General features: G+C 71.4%; 1 protein-coding gene. It reads left to right on the top strand.

All coding sequences use genetic code 11. The features are described 5' to 3' along the window. Positions 1-248: ketoacyl-synthetase C-terminal extension domain-containing protein (locus FVS66_RS03415; protein WP_149179471.1), on the top strand; the 248-nt coding region annotated here is incomplete at both ends.

The raw sequence follows: 248 nt of genomic DNA, 5'->3' as shown, positions 1-248 counted from the left end.
TCGTCGTTCGGTGTGAGCGGTACGAACGCGCACATCATCGTGGAGGAGGCCCCGGCCGAGGAGCCGGTGACCGTCGAGCGTGCTGTGTCCGCGGGTCCGGTGCCGGTGGTGCTGTCGGCGCGTAATGACGTGGCGCTGCGGGTGCAGGCGGAGCGGTTGCGGGACCGCGTGGCCGCCGATGCGGATGTGTCGGTCGCGGACATCGGTTTCTCGGCGGCGACGTCACGGGCGTTGCTGGAGCGTCGGGC

Origin of the sequence: Streptomyces sp. TRM49041 (assembly GCF_008271805.1) — a bacterium.
GTDB lineage: Bacteria > Actinomycetota > Actinomycetes > Streptomycetales > Streptomycetaceae > Streptomyces.
The sequence above is the reverse complement of the archived record's forward strand: the minus strand, read 5'-3'. Positions and strand labels throughout refer to the sequence as shown.